The organism is Streptomyces sp. NPDC049040 (genome assembly GCF_043197715.1).
Lineage (GTDB): Bacteria > Actinomycetota > Actinomycetes > Streptomycetales > Streptomycetaceae > Actinacidiphila.
On record NZ_JBICTO010000001.1, the window covers coordinates 366,579 to 384,464 of the forward strand.

Consider the following 17,886-nt stretch of genomic DNA (forward strand, 5'->3'; position numbering starts at 1 on the left):
GGGGTCGGGTAGCTTGGCAGCATGGAGACGAGGGAGCTGCGGTACTTCGTCGCCGTCGCGGAGGAGTTGCACTTCGGGCGGGCGGCGCAGCGGCTCGGGATCGCCCAGCCTCCGCTGTCGCGGGCGATCCAGCAGCTCGAACGCCGGCTCGGTGCCCCGCTGCTGGAACGCGGCAACCGCGGTGTCACCCTGACCGAGGCCGGATCGGTGCTGCTGCGGGAAGGACGGGCGGCCCTCGACGCGATCGGTGCCGCCGAGCGCAGGACCCGCCGTGCCGCTCTCGCGTCGACCGGCCGGCCCGGGGTCGTCCTCGTCACGAAGGCGGGGGCGACAGGCGAGTTGCTGGCGAAGCTGCTCGACGCCTACGCGGCGGAACCCGGCGCGGTCGCCGTCGACGTGATGCTGTGCGGAATCGGCGAGCAGGAGCGGCTGCTGCGGGACGGGCGGGCCGATGTGGCCCTGCTGCACCGGCCGTTCGACTCGACGGCCGGGCTCGACACGGAGGAGCTGCACGCGGAGGGACAGGTCGTGGTCCTTCCGGCCGGGCACCCCCTCACCGGCCGGGCCCGGGTGCGGATGTCCGACGTCGCCGCGCTGCCCGGCCTGCCCATGCCCCGCTGGCCGGACCCCGACGGCACCTTCCCTGACGGCGCCGGCCCGCCGGTGCACAACCACACGCAGCTGCTCCAGCTCATCGCGCTCGGCCGGGCGTCGGCGATCCTGCCGGAGTCGGTGACCGCCCAGCTGAGGGACGGCCTCGTCACCGTCCCCGTGACCGACGCGCCGACGGTGACGACGGTGATCGCGTGGCCGCCCCACAGCCGCTCGCATGCGGTCGCCGCCCTGGTCAGGGCCGCCACCCGCCTTTGAGCTCCGCACCCGAGGAGCGGCCCCTTGGGGCGCGGGCACCGGCACGCCGGGCCGTACGCCGCGCCTCAGTGCTCGCAGAGGGAGAACTCCCGCTCATAGAGCTGCTCGTTGTGTTCGTCGACGAAGAACTTCCGCTCCCGCATCAGCTGTTCGCGGTACTCCCTGGCCTGCTCCAGCGTCATGGTCGAGGTCTCGGACCAGGGCTGCTGCGGTGGCACATCGGAGGTCGAGACGAGGGTTGCCGACGGGTCGACCAGGAAGAACGCGAGGATCTTGCGATGTCCCGGCCGGGTGGGGTCCGCGAGGCGGAAGGAACCGACGCGGTGCTGAAGGATGTTCGGGAACGCCAGGCAGCGGCCCGCCGGGGTCGATGCCGACCCCAGGAGCTGGTTCAGCGCGTCCTCGTCCTCCAGGCCGTAGACCTCACGCAGACCGTCGTCGTCGTTCTGTTCGTAGTCCGGGTCGTCGAGTGCCGCCCGGAAACCCAGCGTGCTCTCGGTGATGTTCTCGCTGTCCCAGTAGTGGATGCCGGTCGAGACGATCCGTTCGTTCATCATCCCCTCGACATGCCAGGAACCACCGGGGTACTCGGGCTTGTCCGGCGTGAGATGGATGGTGGCGAGCTTGACGATGACCTGGAGACGGCGGCCGCGCAGGTCGACCCGGACGGACTCGTCGGGGGATTCCGGCGGGGTGAAGACCGGGGCGTCCGGGATGACCGGGCGGCGGTTCTCCCACCAGTCGTCCCGGGCCTGGACATATGCCTGGCAGGCCGCCGCGTAGGCTTCGGCGTCGCTGTAGGCGGACTCGTCCGGGTACTCCGGCTCCGAGCCGTACCACCCGTAAGGATCGGCCTCGATGCGAAGCGGCCGCGGATGGGACAGGTCGGTGAGCACCCTCTCCCACAGCGGGCGCAGGCGCGCGAACACGTCCGCCAGGACCAGGCCCAGCTCGCGATGCGTCACGGGGTGGACGTTGTTGATGTACGAGCGGAAGACGGCATCGCCGTCGTCACTGACGTCGACGTCCGTGGGCAGCCACTGGAACCTCTCCGAGAACTCGTGCTTCGAGAAGCGGTCCGTCGGGTTCCGCCAAGCCCGCTCGAACTCGCCGCTCACCCCTGCGACCAGGCAGAACAGTGAGGGATGCACAAGATCCAGCACTTGGCCCCCGGATCCGGGATGCCAGTCCCTCTCCGCCTCCGGGACCTCTTCCAGAGCCCGGACCGCCTCGCGCAGCCGCGCTCCGAGCGTGTCGTCGACGAGCGTGTCCGACTGCCACACGCCGTCGACCGCCGACACCTCGATGCCGGTTCGTTCGTCCCGCAGCGCGGCGTAGTAGGCGAGTTCGGCAAGCACGTAGCGAACCTGCGCCTGCGTGAGGCCCTGGCCGACCGCTTCCCGCGTCCACCTGGCGACGATCCCGGCGTCCTTCATCTTGTCGAACCACCTCGGCTTCGCCCGTATATGGGCGCTGCACCGCATCATCTGCAACTCCCGCAGCGTTCGAGGCGCCGCGAACGACAGGGAGCGGGAAGCGTGGAAAGGCAGCGGGAAAGCAGGCAGACCGGTCAATTCTTCTCGTCCTCCGGGTCGTCGTGCGGTGACGGGAACGCTACTTCAACCCGGTGGACGGCGGCGCGGCGCGGCCCCTGCGCTGCCGGGCCCCCTGTGCGCCCACAGCCAACTCCGCGGCGGGCACGTCGGCCCACAATGATTCCCGAGGCCGGCGAGAAAGGCAGAGGCGATGGACACGCTGTACGACACCGCAACAGTGCACCCGCTCGACCGTTACGAATACTATCGCGCGGGGTCTGCCGCCGAACTGGCACCGGTCACCGTCCATGGGCGCCAGCCGGGGAAACTGCTCGCGGTGATGTCGGTCGCGGAAATCAGTGAATTCGAAATCGAGAGCCACACCTTCGCCGCGGACCGCGAGATCTCCGTGCGGCGCAGCGAGCGCCTGATCCGCGTCAGCGATCCCGAATGCTACCGGGTGGTCATCGCTCTCACCCCCGGGATACGGGTGAAGCATGCGGGGCACATCGCGGACTTACGCGCCCGGGACATCGCGCTCTACGACAGTTCGCAGCCCTGGGAGACGATGAACCCGACCGGCCTCATCCGGACGATCATGCTGACGTTCCCACGAGCCCTGGTGCCCGTCGACTACGCTGCCGTTCGTCCGCTCGTCGGCAGCGTCACCCCCAAGAACGCACCTGGGCGCAGTGTGCTCGCGCAGTTCCTGATCGGGCTGACCGAACCGGCCGCCCTCGAGGTCCCGGCCCTGGCCGAGGTGCTGTACGAATGCGTGGTCGGACTGATTCGGCAGAGACTCGGTGAGCCGGCCGGAATCACCCGGCGCACAAGCCGGTTGCTGCAACGGACTCACATCGACGGAATCATTCGTCGACGTCTCGGCGATCCGGCGCTCGGCCCGGAGGAGATCGCCAAAGCGGCGAACCTGTCCCCCCGACACCTTTACTCGTTGTTCCAGGACGTCGAGCTCACGCCGATGCGGTTCCTCAAGGATCTGCGCCTTCAGGAAGCCCGCCGCAGGCTGGAGGATCCCGCGCTGGCGAGCGCTCCCATCGGTGACATCATGTCGGCTGTCGGCTATTGCCGGTCGGACCAGTTCGCGCGCGACTTCCGGCAGATGTTCGGCGTCTCGCCCAAAGACCACCGCCAGTCGTCCTGCGGCCGACCGACATCGTGAGCGCCGCCCCGGAGGCAAGCCCGGACACGGAGCGACCGGCCCCGGGCGAAAGGCCTCATGGAGCGCCGGGAGGCCTCCTCCTCACCCTGGCCGCGGCAGCCGAGACCGTCGCCCTGATGTGCGGCAGCCCGAAGGCCAGAGCAGCCGCCGCACTGTCCGCGCTGCTCGCCCGCTACCTCCTGGAGCTCGGCCCCGGGCGATGGCCCCGCCCACGACCCGGGCGGGCCGGGCGGGCCTGGCGGACCTGGCGGGCCTCGACGAGCACCAGGTCCGCCGCTGCCCTCACGGAGAGCCGTTCGTCAGGAGCAGGTGGAAGGTGCGGTCCCGGTGAACGAACGTAGCGGTGTCGCTGTCGCTTCCGTCGAAGTACACCGGCCGCAGCGGCTCCTCCTCTCCGCTGTGGTAGAAGCTGGAACGCAGGAAGTCCGGGCTGACAGTGGCGAAGGACCACGCCGGTCCGTGCGCGCCCAGCAGTTCCCTGGCAAAGGCGCGGACCAGTGGCTCGGCCTCCTTCGCCGGGTAGTGGTGGGCGTAGGGGCTGAACGCCTCGCAGAGCATCCAGTGGAGCCGCGCCAGGAAGCCGGCTTCGCCGAGCGGGCTCGTCGTGGCACGGAAACCGGCCCGCAGGAGCGGCCGTTCGCAGGGCCGGTCATCGTCATCGTCCGCCAGGTTGTACCACCCGCGGCAACGGTCGGCGGCGCGCATGAGCTGCTCGAACAGGGCACTGCGCAGGAAGGCGTGGAGGACGTCCTGCCGGTTTCCCGCTGTGACGGGCACCTCGCAGACCGCCGTGAGGAGCAGGGTGTTGCTGTTCATGGCGTGATCGACGGCGGAGAGGAAAGCGTCCACAGCGGGCGGTTCAGGACCGGGCGGCGGTGCCGTGAAATTCGGGCCATCCATGGCCACAGTCTCGCCGACCGCTGCACGCGGACACAGCGCTTTTGCCCCGCCCCGGCCGGACCTCCCGCGATCGCGAGCCCGGTCGTCCACGGGCACCGACCGCGGGCGGGGCGGGACTGCCGTGTCAGGCGGGGAGGCGGTTCAGGGCTGCGGTGGCGATGCCTTCGACGTAGCCCGGAGCGTCTGTGGGCTGGCCGGTGAGCTCGACGACAGCAACCCTGGTGCCGCTGCGAAGGACCGCGACACCGCCGGTGACGATGCCGTCGCCGCTGTAGGACGGGTACCAGTGCCCCGTACCGCCGTTGACGGTGAGGGTGTGGGCCGCACCGTAGTGCCAGTGCCCGGCCGGCTCGTCCTGGCAGTCCTGCACCAGCGCTTCGAGCTGCTTCTCGTAGGTGCTCGCCGAATTGCCGGTGGGAGCACTCGCGGCCGACTCGGTCAGCAGGCCATCAGTGTCGAAGGTCCAGGTCACCGACGCGTACGCGGTGGCCTTGCCCTTGGTCAGGTCACGCATCGTCTCCTCGCCCGAGCACGCCGAGAGCCCCTGGCCCCCGGCCAGCGACACCGTCGCGCCGACCGGGCCGAGGCCCTGCTGGAAGAAGTCCTCGCTCTGGACGAGGGCGGCGGAGCCGAGTCCGGGCGCGGCCACCGCGGCCCCGACCGCGACCGGCATGGCGGTGACAGGGTGGGCAGCGGTGCGGTGCGCGGTGCTGTGCCCGGCCCCGTCCGCGGTGGCCGACTGGGTGCCCACGACGCCGACCGTGATCAGTGCGGCGGTGAGGCAGGCCGCGGCGACGAAATGGTTGCGGTGAACGGACTTCTGCTGGACGGCCTGGTTCTCGGTCATGTGGTCCCCCTCTGGTCGGGACGCCTGCTGCGTCCTCGTACAGCCGGGGAGATGACGCGGGAGAGGGGAAAAGTTGGAGCCCTGACCGGCTGTTTCACAGCTGTGACAGAGCGGTCCTGACGATGCTCGACATCGCGGCCGTACCCAGGCAGGCGTCGACTTCCAGCACCCCGTAGTGGTTGCCGCTGCGCAGTACGGCGATGCCGCCGCAGGGCTCCTTGCCCTCGGGCGCCGCTCCGGTGGTGTTGAGGGATCCCTGGTAGGTGCCCATCCAGCTCGCGCTGAGGCCGGGGGCGGGCTCCAGCGTCGTGGTCCTGCCGTAGACCCAGTGGCCGGGAGGTTCGTCCTGGCAGGGCACCTCCTCGAGCAGCAGGCGCTCGCTGAAGTTCTGCGCCAGGGCGGGGCTCCTGGCGTCGGCGGCGACCTCGCGTGCGACCTGGTCGGCGCGGTCCAGGGCCATGGTGGGGTCGTCCGGGTCGGTGTGGGTGCCGGTCATCAGTCCCCGGAAGTGGGCACCGGGCCCGCCCAGCGTCTGGGTGAGCGTCTTCTCACCGGTGCAGGCCGAGTTGGCGTACGCGCCGTCACCGAAGCGGTCCCTGGTGTGGATCCGCGCCGTGATGCCGACCGCGCCGAACGCCGCGGGGTCGAGCAGGTCGGCCGTCGTCACCGGCCCGGTGGCGGCCTTCGGCGGGGCGGAGCCGGAGGCCGAGGGCGCGGGCGCCGGGGCGGACGCACCAGGCGTCGCGAGGGCGGAAGCTTCCTTGGTCGCAGGCGTCGACCGCGCTGCCGGGTGCGCGGTGCCGGGGGGCGGTGGCAGGACGAAACGGCCGGCCGCCAGGCCGCACGCGGCGGCCGCCAGCAAGGCGGCGACGGCGGTTCGGGGCCGGACGGCGGCAGGGCCGCCCCCCGCCGCGGGACCGCCGTTCACCGACCGCCGGCCAGCCGCAGTCGCATGAAGCGCCGCGCCTGGTGGATACGGTCCTTGACGGTGCCCAGCGGGGCGTCCAGTTCCTCGGCCACCTGGACGTAGGTCAGGTCGCCCAGGTCGCGCAGTACGAAGGCCTCCACCAGGGTGGGGTGCTGCTGCTCCAACGCGGTGAGCGCCTCCATCAGGTCGAGCCGGGTCCCGGCTATGACGCTGGTGCTCCTCGGGTCCACTGACTCGGGCAGGTCGGCGTGGCTGTCCTCGGCACGCCGTCGCATCGAACGGTAGGTGGACCGGGCGGCGTTGGACGCGATCACCGTCACCCACCCCAGGAAGGAGCCGCGGCCCCCGTACTCGCCCAGGTGCGTGCTGATGGAGAGCAGCGCGTCCTGCGCGGCCTCCTCGGCGTCGGCGTGGTGCGGCAGGAAGCGGGAGCAGCGGCGCAGCACCACCGGCCGCAGCCTGGCCAGCAGGTAGTCCATCGACCCCGGGTCCCCCGCCTGGGCAGCCGCCACGAGCCTTTCCAGCTCGCCTTCCTCGAACACCCGGAGCCCCCGTCCTGTCCCTGTCGCATCCCGCTCGTCGAACGTGAGTTTCCCACCCCCGGCGATTCCGGCAGAATGCTGCCACATGCGCAAGCTCGGCCGTCACCTCCTCCTGGACCGGCTCGGAGCAGGCTCCTTCGCGACGGTCTGGAAGGCCTACGACCCGGAGCTCGACACCGAGGTCGCGGTGAAGGTGCTGGCCGAGAACTGGGCCGCCAACGCAGATGTGCGCGAGCGGTTCCTCGCCGAGGCGCGGCTGCTGCGACGGATCGCCAGCCCGCGGGTGGTCCGGGTGCACGACGTCGGGGTGCAGGACGACCGGCCCTACTTCGTCATGGACTACGTGCGCGGCGGCACCCTGGCGGACCGGGTCGGGCGGTGCGGCCTGCAGGAGGCGCTGCGGCTGGCCGCGGAGGCGGGCTACGCGGTCCAGGTCCTGCACGAGGCCGGCGTGGTGCACCGCGACGTCAAGCCGTCCAACCTGCTGCTCGCCACCGACTCCGCGCCCGCCGCGGTGCTGGTGGCGGATCTGGGCAGCGCGAAGCAGATGGCCGACGCGTCCGGGCTGACGGTGACCACGGGCACCCCTGCCTACATGGCGCCGGAACAGGCCTTCCAGACCGGGGGGTTCGACGGGAGGGCCGACGTGTACGCGCTGGCCGTCGTGGCCTACGAACTGCTGACGGGGCAGAAACCGTTCGGCCCTGGCGGGCGCGCCACGGCACTGATGACGGACCAGCCGGACGCGTCGACGCTGCCCGCGCTGCCTGCGAGCCGGCAACTGCCACCGGGGGTGGCCCTGTTGCTGCGGAAGGCCATGTCCGTCGAGCCGGCGGACCGGCCGCCGACCGCACAGGCCTTCGCGGACGCGCTGCTGGCGCCGGCCCCGCGGGCCCAGGCCCAGTCACAGCCCGAGGACCAGCCCTTTGAGGACCAGTCCCAGGCCCGGCTCCAGTCCCAGGAACGCCCCGGGCGGCTGACCCTGCGCGCGGTCTGCCTGGCGTCGGGTGCGGTGTTCACGGCGACGACCCTGCTGAGCTGGCTGTACCGCTGACCCCGGCAGGGAGCCGGTCCTCCGCGGGGTCGTGCCCACCTCGGCGGAGTCCGCCGGAAGCACTTCCTACGACGTCACGCTGCCCTGGCACCGTCCGGCTCACCACCAAGGGCTTTACGTCGGCTGACCGCCACGCGTGTCCCGGACGGGTTCGCCGACTCCGGCCGGCGGTTCGCGCGAGCGCGTACTCCATGGTCTCCGTGATTCCGTCAGCTGGAGACGGATGCGATGACGTCATCGAGGTTCATGGCGAGGTCGACGAGGAGGCCGGTCTCCGACCAGGAGTCCTCCCGGGTGAGCATGGAGCCGGTGGCGAAAGAGTCGCGGCTGGCGCTGAGTTCGGTGAGCCGGGACCTGCCGGGTATGACCGTCACCACGCGGTCCTCCCGCACGACGTGCTGGCGTACGAGGCGTATCCGGCGGACGGTACCGGTCAGCGGTCGTGCGGGAGGGTCACTCCTGTGCCAGGTGGCGAACAGCCCGCCCCGCAGTCCGTCGGTCTGCCCGGGGTCGGCGACCGAGGCCGTCGCCGCCATGGTCACGACGGAGTCCACCGGCAGCAGGGCCTCGGCGGGAGCCGCGAACTCGTCCTCGTAGAGGAATTCCAGGTGCCAGCTGACTTCCGTCCCCAGAGCGAACGGCTTGCCGCAGCACTCCATCTCCCAGTCGGCCACGAACACGGGCAGCAAGTCCATGCGTCCATTGTGAGCGACATACGGTCGCGCCCCGCAGCCCGTGGAGCCGCCGATACCGTCGGCCGGGCCGGCGGTTCTAGACGGCGCTGGCGTGGGCGGCAAGGACGCGCCAGGTGCCGTCAGCGTGTATCCAGGTGCGGGTGTAGCGGAGGCGCGCCGTGAACGGATGGCCTCCAGCGGTGCCCTCAAGTCCCGCCAGTACACGGGTGATCCCGGTGGAGCCCACCACGGTCACGTGCAGGTCCTGCTGGTCGAAGACCTCGACGGCCAGGGTCCTGGACCTGTGCGCTCCCAGGTCCTCCTCCTTCGTCACGGTGCTGCCGTCAGGTCCCGTGTAGACGACACGGTCGTCAAGGAGCAGGTCCAACGCCTGCACATCACCCGATCGAACAGCGGCCTGCAGCCTCTGCTCGGCATCGTGAAGAGCGGCCTCAAGATCCACCTGGTCCGTCCCCATCCGATCCTCCCTGCCCTGCCAGCCCGCGGATCTTCAGCCGATCACGACGGCACACGCCGCGCCGATGACCGACCGGCCCCACACCATAACGCTTTCCCGCTGCCCGCCTTGGAGTCCGGCGGCGAATCCTGGTGTCCTGACCTGCGACAGAACGGTCGAGCCAGAGGTTCACGGACACGGGTGAACAGGCGTGAAGAAGACCAGGACCGAGGCCATGGCTCTCACACTTCGGCCGCCAAGCCGGTGCCTGAGAACCAGGTTGTCGACAAGGCGCACGCGGGATTGCCCCTGGAGCCATAGTTGTCAGCGTTGCTCCGGGGGAGGGAAATGTCGTGGACCGGGAACTGATCGGCAGGGGTTTCGCCGCGCTGGCCGAAGGGCTGGGGCCGTTCGTCGACGAGCGGATGCGTGCCGTCCACCCGACAGGGGATTGGCTGGCCGATCTGCGGGCGCGCGACGTTCAGCGCTACGGGCGTGCACACCAGATATCGCTGAGTGACCCCGCACTGCTACTGAGGGTCCTGGTGGTGCAGTGGCACGTTTTCGACGGCAAACTGCCTGTCGTGGCCCGGGCTTATGCCGGTGAGTTGCGTGACACGCGCAACCGCTGGGCCCACAACGAACCGTTCACCGACGCGGGGATCCGGCGGGCGCTGGACACGATGGAGCTGCTCCTTCGCGAGGCGGGTGCCGCTGAGGCGGCCCACGCGGTCCGCCGACTGCTGCGAGGGCCGCAGCCAGCCCGGCAGCAGTCCCCCAGCCCTGTTGCGCCGGACGCTGCCACACCCGCCGAGGCACCCGACGCGACGGACTCGACCGATCCGACCGCCGGCGCTGGCGAGTGGGAGGAGGACTCGCCGGAGAGCGGCGAGGGCCGGCCTCGCCGGCAGCGGGAAGGGAGCGAGACCCGCGGACGCAGGCACCGTTCTCGAGCCCGCGCCGATTCGGCGCAGGAGCCGGGCACTGATGATGACGACGGTAGCGTCCTGGTGCCGGTCGCCGGAATTCTCGACGTCCTCGACAACTACGCGTTCATCCGCACTTCGGGCTACCTGCCGGGTCCGAAGGACGTCTACGTGTCGCTTGCCCAGACCCGCAAATACCGTCTGCGAAAGGGTGATGCGGTCGTCGGCGCCATCCGGATCGATCCGCACCGCAGGCAGCGCGACCGGTACAACGCGCTGGCACAGCTCGATCTCGTCAACGGCACACCTCCGTCACCCGACGGCGGACGCCCGGCATTCGACGACCTCACTCCGATAGCCCCCCAGGAACGGCTGTTCCTGGAGACGAGGCGGGAAGCGATGATGGGCCGGATGATCGACCTGGTGGCCCCCATCGGCAAAGGCCAGCGCGGCCTCGTTGCCGCCCCGCCGAAGGCCGGCAGGATCACGATCCTGCACACCGTCGCCGAGGCGGTCCACCAGAACAACCCCGAATGCCACCTGATGGTGCTCCTCGTGGACCAGCCTCCGGAGCGAATCACCGAGATGCAGCGGACGATGAGAGGCGAACTCATCACCACGACCTCCGATCGTCCTGCCGAGGACCACCTCGGCGCTGCGGAGTTGGCTGTCGAACGTGCCAAACGCCTTGCCGAGATGGGCCACGACGCCGTGGTGCTCCTCGACTCCCTCACCTCCCTCGTCCGTGCCTACAACCTGTGCGTGCCCGCGTCCGGACGTCTCCTGCCAGGCGGGCTTGACCCGCTGGCCCTCCACCCCGCGAAGCGCCTGTTCACCTCCGCCCGCAACATCGAGGACGGCGGCTCGCTCACCATCGTGGCGACCGCGATGGAGGGGACGGGCTCGCGCATGAACGAAACGATCGCCGAGGAGTTCAGGGGCCTCGCCACCATGGAACTCAGGATCGCCCGCCGCCCCGCCCACACGGACGCTCTCCCCGTGATCGACATCAAAGCGAGCGGTACCCGCAGGGAAGAGCTCCTCGACTCGCCGGAACAGACGGCTATCGCCCGGAGCCTGCGGCACTGGCTGTCCGGCTGGGACACCGACCAGGCGATGGATGTCTTCCGGGAGAGGTTGGCGCAGGCGCCGACGAACCTCGAACTGCTCCTGGAATTCAGCAAGGCCAGCTCTCGCCGGCACGGCGACTGAACAAGTAGGTCCAGTCGAACGGCGCTTTCCGGTCCTCCCTCGTGGCTACGAGGTCATCACGAAGAAGGCGGGACGGTGGTGTACGGAATTGCGGGCGTTCTACCGTGTGGGCGGAGCCGGGGGGGCGCGATGAGACATCGGTGGTGGCGAGCGCTACTGGCCGTATCGATGGGGCTGCTGGCGGCGGGCTGTTTCGCCCCGCATCCGCCGGCGTTCGGCGATGGGAAGACGGTGCCCGAGGAGGCCTCGCGTGTTCCACTGCCGGTGCGGCCGGGCCCCGACGGCACTTGGGCGCTGAACGTCCCCGCGGTCGGGCTGCTCGGCGAGGGCCGCACGGTGGTCCGCCTGCACGGCGCGGAGAGCGCGGGCTGGCGGCTGGCACTGCCGGCCGAGTTCGCGTTGACCTCGCACCAGCCCGGCGGTGCGCACTCCGTGCTCATCAGTGGTCGCCGGGTGGTGCTGGTCGGCGGCAGGGACGGCCACCCGGGGCCGAGCGCGATCGCCGGGCTCGACCCGGAGCGGGGGCTCCTGACCTGGCGTCAGACAGTGCCGACCGGCAGTCAGGTCTTCATGTCGGAGAGCAGCTCCGTGGTGATGACGGCGGTCTGCCACACCGGGTCCTGCCGCCTGGACGGCTGGGACACCGGGTCTGGTGTACTCCAGTGGACGCGTACGGTGTCCGGGGCGACAGGGGTCGTCTGCCAGACCGACGCGCTCGCCGGTGCCGGCAGCCCAAGTGCGGACCACTGCATGCCGTATCTGGTCACCCCCGACCGTGTCGGCGCTGTCGACCCGAGCGACGGCGGCCTTCACTGGCAGACGGCGCTGCGGCCGCCCGACGGCACTGTCGATCGCATCATCCAGGACAACGACCGGGTCATCATGGTCACCGCACCGGCCAAGGGCAGCTGCCGCGCCACCGTCCTCGCCGGCGGGGTGGAATCCGGCGACGGCGACCACGGCTGGCGGTACAGCTTCGTCTGGGACCAGCCTCAGGCCCCGCGCGACGCGCGCACCGGATGCCGCTGGAACCGCACTCTGCCTCTGCTCGTCGGCTTCCAGATGGTCCTGCCGGATGCGAAAGGCGCCCTCGTCGTCAGTCCCTACTTCGGCACCCTGGGGACCTCCCGGCGACTGGCCCCGGGTGAGTACCTGGTCACCTACGGCACCATGAACGAGATCATCCGCGCGCCCGGCCGCCCGGATCGGCTCCTGAACGCAGACGCCGGCCGACTGGTCCGCCCCCACGGGCTGAGCCCCGCGGCGCGGTCCGTCACCAAAAACTTCTGGCAGGACGGCAGCCGCCTGTTCCTGCTGGACTACGAGGGCAAAACCCTCTGGCAGGGCACATCGGACTGCCAGGCATTCCTGCCCGACCACAGCTACGGCGGGTCGCTCACCTACTGCGACGGCAACGACCTGGTGACCTTGCGTCCCGTGCGCAAAGGCTGACAGCCCCGTACGGCCGGCAGTCTCCGGCGCCCCTGGGGAACCCCGGAGGGCGGACCGTTTCGCGCTGTCAGACTATTTCCCAGGATCAGGGCCGTACCACTGGAGAGGCTGACCAGTGACGGCGGCGATGCAGTCGAAATCCCGGTCACGACGGAGCAGGGTCAGACCTTGGAGCTCCGCCGTCGCTGCAACCACCAGGTCCACCGCGCCGGCGCTGCGGTACTGCCCTTTGCGGGTCAGCAGTTCCTAGCAGCTCATCGTCGAGGTCGATCACCGTTCGACTCATGACAACCCCCCCTGATAGCAATGACGCACCTTATACATACATACACGGATGCATAGGGCATGAGTCCAGCCGAGTCCTTCCGGCAAGATCAGAAAATGCCCGGCTCCCCTGCTGACTCCTGACCTCGAAGCCGGGAGCCTGAGGGAGGTGCGGCAGACAGGGGGCGCACGTCATCGGCCATGGGCAGCGAGGAGGTACGACGTGTACTGGCTCGCTTCCCTGGCGGGGATCACCACTGCCGTGCTGCTGGTCCGACTGCTCCTCCTCCAGGTCCGAAAGCTCCTGGAGGAGGCGGCCGGAGTAGTTCGCACCTTGCGTACGGTCCGGCAGGACCTGGCCCTGCGCCCGAATCCACCGAAGGGCGAGCCCGCCGGCCCGAGCCGCAAGCCCACACCCACGGGTGCACAAAGCGTCGAAGGAGCATCACCGCGAACGGTGGGGGGCCCTACGACGTCGTGCCCGGTGAGGCACTGGCGGAGGATACGAGATTCGCACTCGTGAGGGGTTGCCCCCAACACGCTTTCCAACGGGTCACGAGGCCGTGCGCCACGAGTCAGAGCTGGTCGTGACCTGGAATGAATCAGGTGGTGGTCCGGGTTCCGAACGCCGTCGGACGGAGCTGAATGAGACCAGAAGTGAGAGCAGCGGCCCTCACGCCGCGTGGGGGATGAAGGCGACAGAGGAGGTGTCACCGTCGAGGGCGATGTTGAGCGACGCGTCGAGGGCGCCGGCCAGCCGGGCGAGCAGGGGAAGGGTAGGGACGGTGCCACCGAGTTCGAGCTTGGACACCTGGGGCTGCGTCATGCGGGCTCGTCGGGCCAGTTCGGTCTGCGAGATTCCGAGCTCGGTCCGGCGGTCGTACACCGCTTGCCCGAGGTCGAAGGCCATACGGATCTCCGTGCGCGTCGCCTCGACTTCGGGAGGTTCGACGTAGCCTTCCGCGGCCTTCCGCTCGCGGGCGAGCTTCCACTGGGCGTGGTTCACGCGCCTTCTCCTTTCGTGACGTGGCGAGAGAACTCGTCGTGCGCGCTGTGGCGCTCGGCTTCGCACGCCTTCCTGGCCTGCTTGGCCCGATCCACTTCCGCATCCTCCCGCATCCGTGACTTGCGGAACACGGTCAGCAGCACGATCCGACGCTCGGGAGCGAGCCAATAGGTCAGACGGACGGGGTTGCCGTCGTGGCCGAGGCTGAATCGCAGTTCCCGTAACCCGTCGCCCAAGTGCCGGGCGTAGGGCTCGGAGAGGGTGGGGGGCGCGTCGAGCAGACGCGGAAAACACGGTGATCTTGCGCGGCTACGAGCAGCAAGTGAATCAGGACATCGCCGACATCGCGGCCGGGAGGGCAACATTTCATGCGAAGGCCAATCTCTATGAAATCAACGGACGCACCTACAGGGCGAAAGAGACGGGTAGAGTATTTCCCTGCAGCGGTACAGGTCTCGCCGAACTCGACCGCAACGAATACGCAGCACTCCAGCAAATATCCAAAGCCAAAGGAAATGCTGAATCCGTGCAGGCATTTGTGAAAGATCCGCGCTTCATCAACAACCCGGACGCCATCCTGAAAGCCCGGGCAGTTTATGATGGGACGTACTGATGACTGACTACAACCTGCTCGTCACCGAGCCCCTGAGCAACGGAGTCGTTGCCGAAGCACTGGCCGAGTGCTTCGGGGTCCCCGTGAGCGATGTCGACGTGGCCGACGAGAAAACCGACCAGAACACGCGGCACTGGGACGCGATGGTGCTCTGTGGGACGGAAACCCTCCGGGGCGATGTGCGGACGTCCCTGGACATCTACGTCAGGGACAGTGTTCAGCCGCAGCCGAGTGAGCCGGAACTCGCAGCCGCGCTCGCGCGGGTGCTCGGTCACTCGGTCCTCTACCCGGCGGAGGAGTTTCTACAGGGCGTCCCCAGTGTCGCGGCGGCTGACGGTACGGTCACCCGTGCCCGGCTGCTCGACCCGGGCGAGGACCCGGACGACGAAACGGCCGGCTACAAGGTCGATGCCGTCGAGGCCCCTGTTGCCGACCTACCGAACGCCCAGGTCACCCGACTTCCCGAAATCGTGCGAGAACAGCGGAAGCCGACTCCGATCAGCGACCGGTTCGACACGTCTCTGGACGCCCTGGGAACGGGGCGTACGGACGACATCGGCTCCCCGTACTGGACGGCGGCGACGAACTTGGGGGCATGGGAAAAGCTCGTGCGGACGATGGCGGACGGTTGGGATCCCGCGGGTTGGTACCCAGCAGACCTCTACGTGCAAAACCTCACGACACGGGACGACTTGGAGGCCCTGCGGCAGCAGCTCACCGATCAGCCGGCGGAGTTGCTGGAGGCCGCGGTGGACCTGGTGGACCGGGAGTTCATCAAGCTGACCGTCCCCGATCCCGCCTGGTACCTGGACCTCAGGACCCAGGGACTGGACGTCCCCGTCCCGCACGACGCGGCCTGGTGGTGGACCCGCCGCCCCGACCCCCTCCCCTGGTAGCCCCACGGCGCCACCCGACACGGCAGAGGCCCGTAGCCGTCGTAGAGGTGGACGGACAACGGCTTGCGCCCCGGTCACCGGTGGGCTGCAGAACCACACAGGGCGAGACCACGAACGTCGATGGCCCCCGCTGCAAGCAGCGGGGGCCAACAACGTCGTGCCCGGTGAGGCACTGGCGGAGGATACGAGATCCGAACTCGTGAGGGGTTGCCCCCAACACGCTTTCCAACGGGTCGCCTTAGAGTTCGCGGATGGCTCCAGGTGTTCTGACCTGCAATGGAGCGGTGGGGCGAGAGGCTGGCGGACGCCGATGAACGGGCACGAATGAGACCGGAAGTGAGACCGGACTTCGCAGATTCCTCTGGTCAGCGGCCGAAGCGCACTGCCGTCCATGAGATGTCCCGTTCGGCGCGCGCCGGGCATCGCCTATCGGGTCGAATCCTGTTCACCTGCGTGTGATGCGACGGTTTCAGCTGTCGGTGTCCTTGGGGTGGCGGGTGGAGGCGTAGACGAGGTGCACGGTCCGGCGTGGTTGGTCGATGAGGTAACGGACGCGGCCGCCGGCGGTGACCTCGTACTCCCATTGCGGGTATTCCGTGCCACCGAGGGTGGCGGTGCCCAGTCGTCCGCGGAGTCTGTGTTGGCGGTCGGGGTCCTTTATGGAGGCCGGGTCGGCGCGCAGCGCTTCGTAGCAGCGCCGGGTGTTACCCGGAGCCTCGGAGCACAGGTCGCCCCAGCCTTTGGCTGCGTCGTTCGTGGCGAATCGGAGGCGCCATTCGTTGCCGATCGGCGGTGGCGGGACGTCGTCGCCGCGCTTGGGGCTCATGGAGCAGGTACCTCGCCGTGGTCCTCGTCCGGAAGCGGAGCCGTCAGCTGCGCCGTCAGTTCGGGATCCGCGAGGATCCGGGCGGTGGCACGCCATTCGACGATGACCCGGTGCAGATTGGTGTGCACGTCCAGTTCCGCGGCGTCATGGGTCGCGTTCACCAGGTCGACGACGAACTCGCGAACCTCCTCCGTCGACAGGTGCCGCGTCCACGGGAAGACCTCGGGCAGGGCCATCAGAATCGCGCGGGCGCCTTCGTCGCTGCTGATCAGGGCCGCGAACAGCCGAGCGGTGACGTCGGCGGTCTCCTCGCGCTGACGGTCATGGCGCTCGGTGGTGAGGTACAGATCCTCGCCGTCGCGACGCGTCACATGGACCCGCTGGGCACGCTCGACGGTGTCGGCGACACGCTTGGAGTTCTTCGACAGGTCGGAGAACGAAACGGTCAGAATGGACATGGATTGAGCTTACTTCGGAATACGTTCCGAAGTCAAGGCGGGGTGTGGGCTGCGCACCTTGCGGCCCGGCGGACGGCGTCGACGAGCACCGGGGTCCCCGGTACCGTGACCCCCATGGCAGTGGGCACGGAGGAGACCGTCCTGGTCGTGCTCCGCGGCAACAGCGCGTCGGGGAAGTCGTCCGTGGCGGCCGGACTCCGTGCAAGGTTCGGCCGAGGTCTGGCCGTGGTCGGCCAGGACAACCTGCGCCGGACCGTCCTGCGCGAGCGCGACCGACCGGGCGCAGCGAACATCGGCCTGATCAGCGCCGTCGCCCGCTACGCGCTGGATGCCGGATACCACGTCATCATCGAGGGCATCCTGTACGCCGACCACTACGGCGAGATGCTCGCCCGCCTCATGACCGATCACCGAGGCGCGACGTATGCCTACTACCTGCACGTCCCCTTCGCGGAAACCCTCACCAGGCACGCCGGCAAGCCGCAGGCGGACGAGTACGGCGAGGCCGAGATGCGCGTCTGGTACCGGGAGATGGATCTTCTGCCCGGCCGCGTCGAGACGGTCATCGGCCACGACAGCAGCCTGCCGCAATCCATCGACCGCATCCTGCTCGACTCCGGTCTGGCAGGCTCAGCCGAAAGGGACCGCTGAATCACCGTTCGCCGAACACCGATGGAGGGGACTGCGCGTGACAGTCGGGCACGCCTGACCGCACCGATCCGGTCGCATCTGGTGCCGCCAGGCGCCCGAAGCTGGAATCCTGCGGGGTGTGGAGCCTCCTCGCGCGGATCGGGTACTCATGGCGGGACCTCGCTGAGCAGTTGCTCACCCGGGATCGGCGCCGGAGAAAGGAGATCAGGCTGCGCCGGAAGTACGTCAAGGCGGGTGGCCGATACCGCTACGCGTCCACCGGGTCAGTGCTTTTGCTGCCCCCTTCGAGGCAACGTGCCTTCCAATGCCGCCTGCAACGGGACGCACGCAGGATCAGCACCCGCGAGTTGGAGGAGCTGCTGAGCATGGGGTGGCGGGAGGCCACCACGGCCTTCTGGCTCATCGCGGCCGGGCGCCGCACCGATCTGCGCGACCAATTGGCCCGATTCCTCTACGCCGATTCACGCGCCGACTCGGCAGATCTCGCTCTGGCTCTGGCATGCCTCGGTGGTGAACAAGACGCCCAACTGCTCACGGCCTACCTGCGTAAGGCGCTCACCCCCGGAACCGAGGCCGACGGACAGGTCTGGTCGCT

General features: G+C 69.4%; 19 protein-coding genes and 2 pseudogenes. 9 read left to right on the forward strand and 12 right to left on the reverse strand.

From position 1 onward, the window contains the following. Positions 1-21: 21 nt before the first annotated feature. Positions 22-870 carry a LysR family transcriptional regulator gene (locus tag ACGFMP_RS01640; protein WP_393669597.1) on the forward strand — a complete coding sequence of 283 codons (849 nt, stop codon included), beginning with the start codon at positions 22-24 and terminating at the stop codon, positions 868-870. Positions 871-935: 65 nt separating this feature from the next. On the opposite strand, the gene ACGFMP_RS01645 is transcribed toward ACGFMP_RS01640, so the two are convergent. Continuing rightward, entirely contained in the window at positions 936-2,444 is a 1,509-nt protein-coding gene (locus ACGFMP_RS01645; RefSeq protein ID WP_393669598.1) for a DUF4246 domain-containing protein, read from the reverse strand. Positions 2,445-2,616: 172 nt separating this feature from the next. Between ACGFMP_RS01645 and ACGFMP_RS01650 the strand changes: the two genes are divergently transcribed. Further along, complete coding sequence (locus ACGFMP_RS01650; RefSeq protein ID WP_393669599.1) at positions 2,617-3,585, forward strand: helix-turn-helix domain-containing protein; 969 nt, start codon at positions 2,617-2,619, stop codon at positions 3,583-3,585. Between the two features lie 282 nt (positions 3,586-3,867). Here the strand turns inward: ACGFMP_RS01650 and ACGFMP_RS01655 are convergent, their stop codons facing one another. The 4 genes from ACGFMP_RS01655 to ACGFMP_RS01670 all read right to left on the reverse strand — a co-directional run bounded on the left by ACGFMP_RS01655 (position 3,868) and on the right by ACGFMP_RS01670 (position 6,802). Continuing rightward, entirely contained in the window at positions 3,868-4,485 is a 618-nt protein-coding gene (locus tag ACGFMP_RS01655) for a hypothetical protein (RefSeq protein ID WP_393669600.1), read from the reverse strand. A 124-nt stretch (positions 4,486-4,609) separates the two neighbouring features. Then, the gene (locus tag ACGFMP_RS01660; protein ID WP_393669601.1) at positions 4,610-5,332 is read right to left on the reverse strand and encodes a hypothetical protein; all 723 of its coding nucleotides are present in this window, start codon (positions 5,330-5,332) and stop codon (positions 4,610-4,612) included. A gap of 94 nt (positions 5,333-5,426) precedes the next feature. Next, positions 5,427-5,999, reverse strand: coding sequence for a hypothetical protein (locus ACGFMP_RS01665; RefSeq protein WP_393669602.1), 573 nt, complete (start codon positions 5,997-5,999; stop codon positions 5,427-5,429). Between the two features lie 257 nt (positions 6,000-6,256). Further along, positions 6,257-6,802 carry an RNA polymerase sigma factor gene (locus ACGFMP_RS01670; protein ID WP_393669603.1) on the reverse strand — a complete coding sequence of 182 codons (546 nt, stop codon included), beginning with the start codon at positions 6,800-6,802 and terminating at the stop codon, positions 6,257-6,259. Positions 6,803-6,887: 85 nt separating this feature from the next. Between ACGFMP_RS01670 and ACGFMP_RS01675 the strand changes: the two genes are divergently transcribed. After that, positions 6,888-7,856, forward strand: a complete 969-nt coding sequence (locus ACGFMP_RS01675; protein WP_393669604.1) for a serine/threonine-protein kinase — start codon at positions 6,888-6,890, stop codon at positions 7,854-7,856. A 209-nt stretch (positions 7,857-8,065) separates the two neighbouring features. Here the strand turns inward: ACGFMP_RS01675 and ACGFMP_RS01680 are convergent, their stop codons facing one another. Together ACGFMP_RS01680 and ACGFMP_RS01685 are read right to left on the reverse strand one after the other, a co-directional pair. Next, entirely contained in the window at positions 8,066-8,551 is a 486-nt protein-coding gene (locus ACGFMP_RS01680) for a DUF6578 domain-containing protein (protein WP_393669605.1), read from the reverse strand. 76 nt (positions 8,552-8,627) lie between these two features. Beyond that, positions 8,628-9,008 carry a nuclear transport factor 2 family protein gene (locus ACGFMP_RS01685; RefSeq protein ID WP_393669606.1) on the reverse strand — a complete coding sequence of 127 codons (381 nt, stop codon included), beginning with the start codon at positions 9,006-9,008 and terminating at the stop codon, positions 8,628-8,630. Between the two features lie 332 nt (positions 9,009-9,340). Here ACGFMP_RS01685 and rho point away from each other — a divergent pair, with 332 nt between their 5' ends. Continuing rightward, on the forward strand, positions 9,341-11,125 hold the full coding sequence (gene rho, locus ACGFMP_RS01690) for a transcription termination factor Rho (protein WP_393669607.1): 1,785 nt from the start codon (positions 9,341-9,343) through the stop codon (positions 11,123-11,125). Positions 11,126-11,356: 231 nt separating this feature from the next. Next, on the forward strand, positions 11,357-12,577 hold the full coding sequence (locus ACGFMP_RS01695; protein WP_393669608.1) for a PQQ-binding-like beta-propeller repeat protein: 1,221 nt from the start codon (positions 11,357-11,359) through the stop codon (positions 12,575-12,577). A gap of 72 nt (positions 12,578-12,649) precedes the next feature. On the opposite strand, the pseudogene ACGFMP_RS01700 reads toward ACGFMP_RS01695, so the two are convergent. The 3 genes and pseudogenes from ACGFMP_RS01700 to ACGFMP_RS01710 all read right to left on the reverse strand — a co-directional run. After that, positions 12,650-12,823: pseudogene (locus ACGFMP_RS01700) on the reverse strand (VapC toxin family PIN domain ribonuclease); the annotation flags it as partial. A gap of 691 nt (positions 12,824-13,514) precedes the next feature. Next, on the reverse strand, positions 13,515-13,847 hold the full coding sequence (locus tag ACGFMP_RS01705) for a helix-turn-helix domain-containing protein (RefSeq protein WP_393669609.1): 333 nt from the start codon (positions 13,845-13,847) through the stop codon (positions 13,515-13,517). Continuing rightward, a complete protein-coding gene (locus ACGFMP_RS01710) occupies positions 13,844-14,212 on the reverse strand; it encodes a type II toxin-antitoxin system RelE/ParE family toxin (RefSeq protein ID WP_393669610.1) in 369 nt (122 codons plus the stop codon). The genes ACGFMP_RS01705 and ACGFMP_RS01710 overlap by 4 nt, the downstream gene beginning before the upstream one ends. On the opposite strand from ACGFMP_RS01710, the gene ACGFMP_RS01715 reads away from it, so the two are divergent. Both ACGFMP_RS01715 and ACGFMP_RS01720 read left to right on the forward strand, forming a co-directional pair. Then, on the forward strand, positions 14,143-14,460 hold the full coding sequence (locus ACGFMP_RS01715) for a hypothetical protein (protein ID WP_393670337.1): 318 nt from the start codon (positions 14,143-14,145) through the stop codon (positions 14,458-14,460). The genes ACGFMP_RS01710 and ACGFMP_RS01715 overlap by 70 nt on opposite strands. Further along, positions 14,460-15,356 carry a hypothetical protein gene (locus ACGFMP_RS01720; RefSeq protein WP_393669611.1) on the forward strand — a complete coding sequence of 299 codons (897 nt, stop codon included), beginning with the start codon at positions 14,460-14,462 and terminating at the stop codon, positions 15,354-15,356. Before ACGFMP_RS01715 ends, ACGFMP_RS01720 begins: the two co-directional genes overlap by 1 nt. Before the next feature lie 469 nt (positions 15,357-15,825). Here the strand turns inward: ACGFMP_RS01720 and ACGFMP_RS01725 are convergent, their stop codons facing one another. Then, positions 15,826-16,182, reverse strand: a complete 357-nt coding sequence (locus ACGFMP_RS01725; protein WP_393669612.1) for a hypothetical protein — start codon at positions 16,180-16,182, stop codon at positions 15,826-15,828. Next, entirely contained in the window at positions 16,179-16,640 is a 462-nt protein-coding gene (locus tag ACGFMP_RS01730) for a prevent-host-death family protein (RefSeq protein ID WP_393669613.1), read from the reverse strand. Before ACGFMP_RS01730 ends, ACGFMP_RS01725 begins: the two co-directional genes overlap by 4 nt. 114 nt (positions 16,641-16,754) lie before the next feature. Here ACGFMP_RS01730 and ACGFMP_RS01735 point away from each other — a divergent pair, with 114 nt between their 5' ends. Both ACGFMP_RS01735 and ACGFMP_RS01740 read left to right on the forward strand, forming a co-directional pair. Further along, positions 16,755-17,291, forward strand: coding sequence for an AAA family ATPase (locus ACGFMP_RS01735; RefSeq protein WP_393669614.1), 537 nt, complete (start codon positions 16,755-16,757; stop codon positions 17,289-17,291). Between the two features lie 266 nt (positions 17,292-17,557). Further along, positions 17,558-17,869, forward strand: a pseudogene (locus ACGFMP_RS01740) (DUF6000 family protein); the annotation flags it as partial. Positions 17,870-17,886 lie beyond the last annotated feature (17 nt).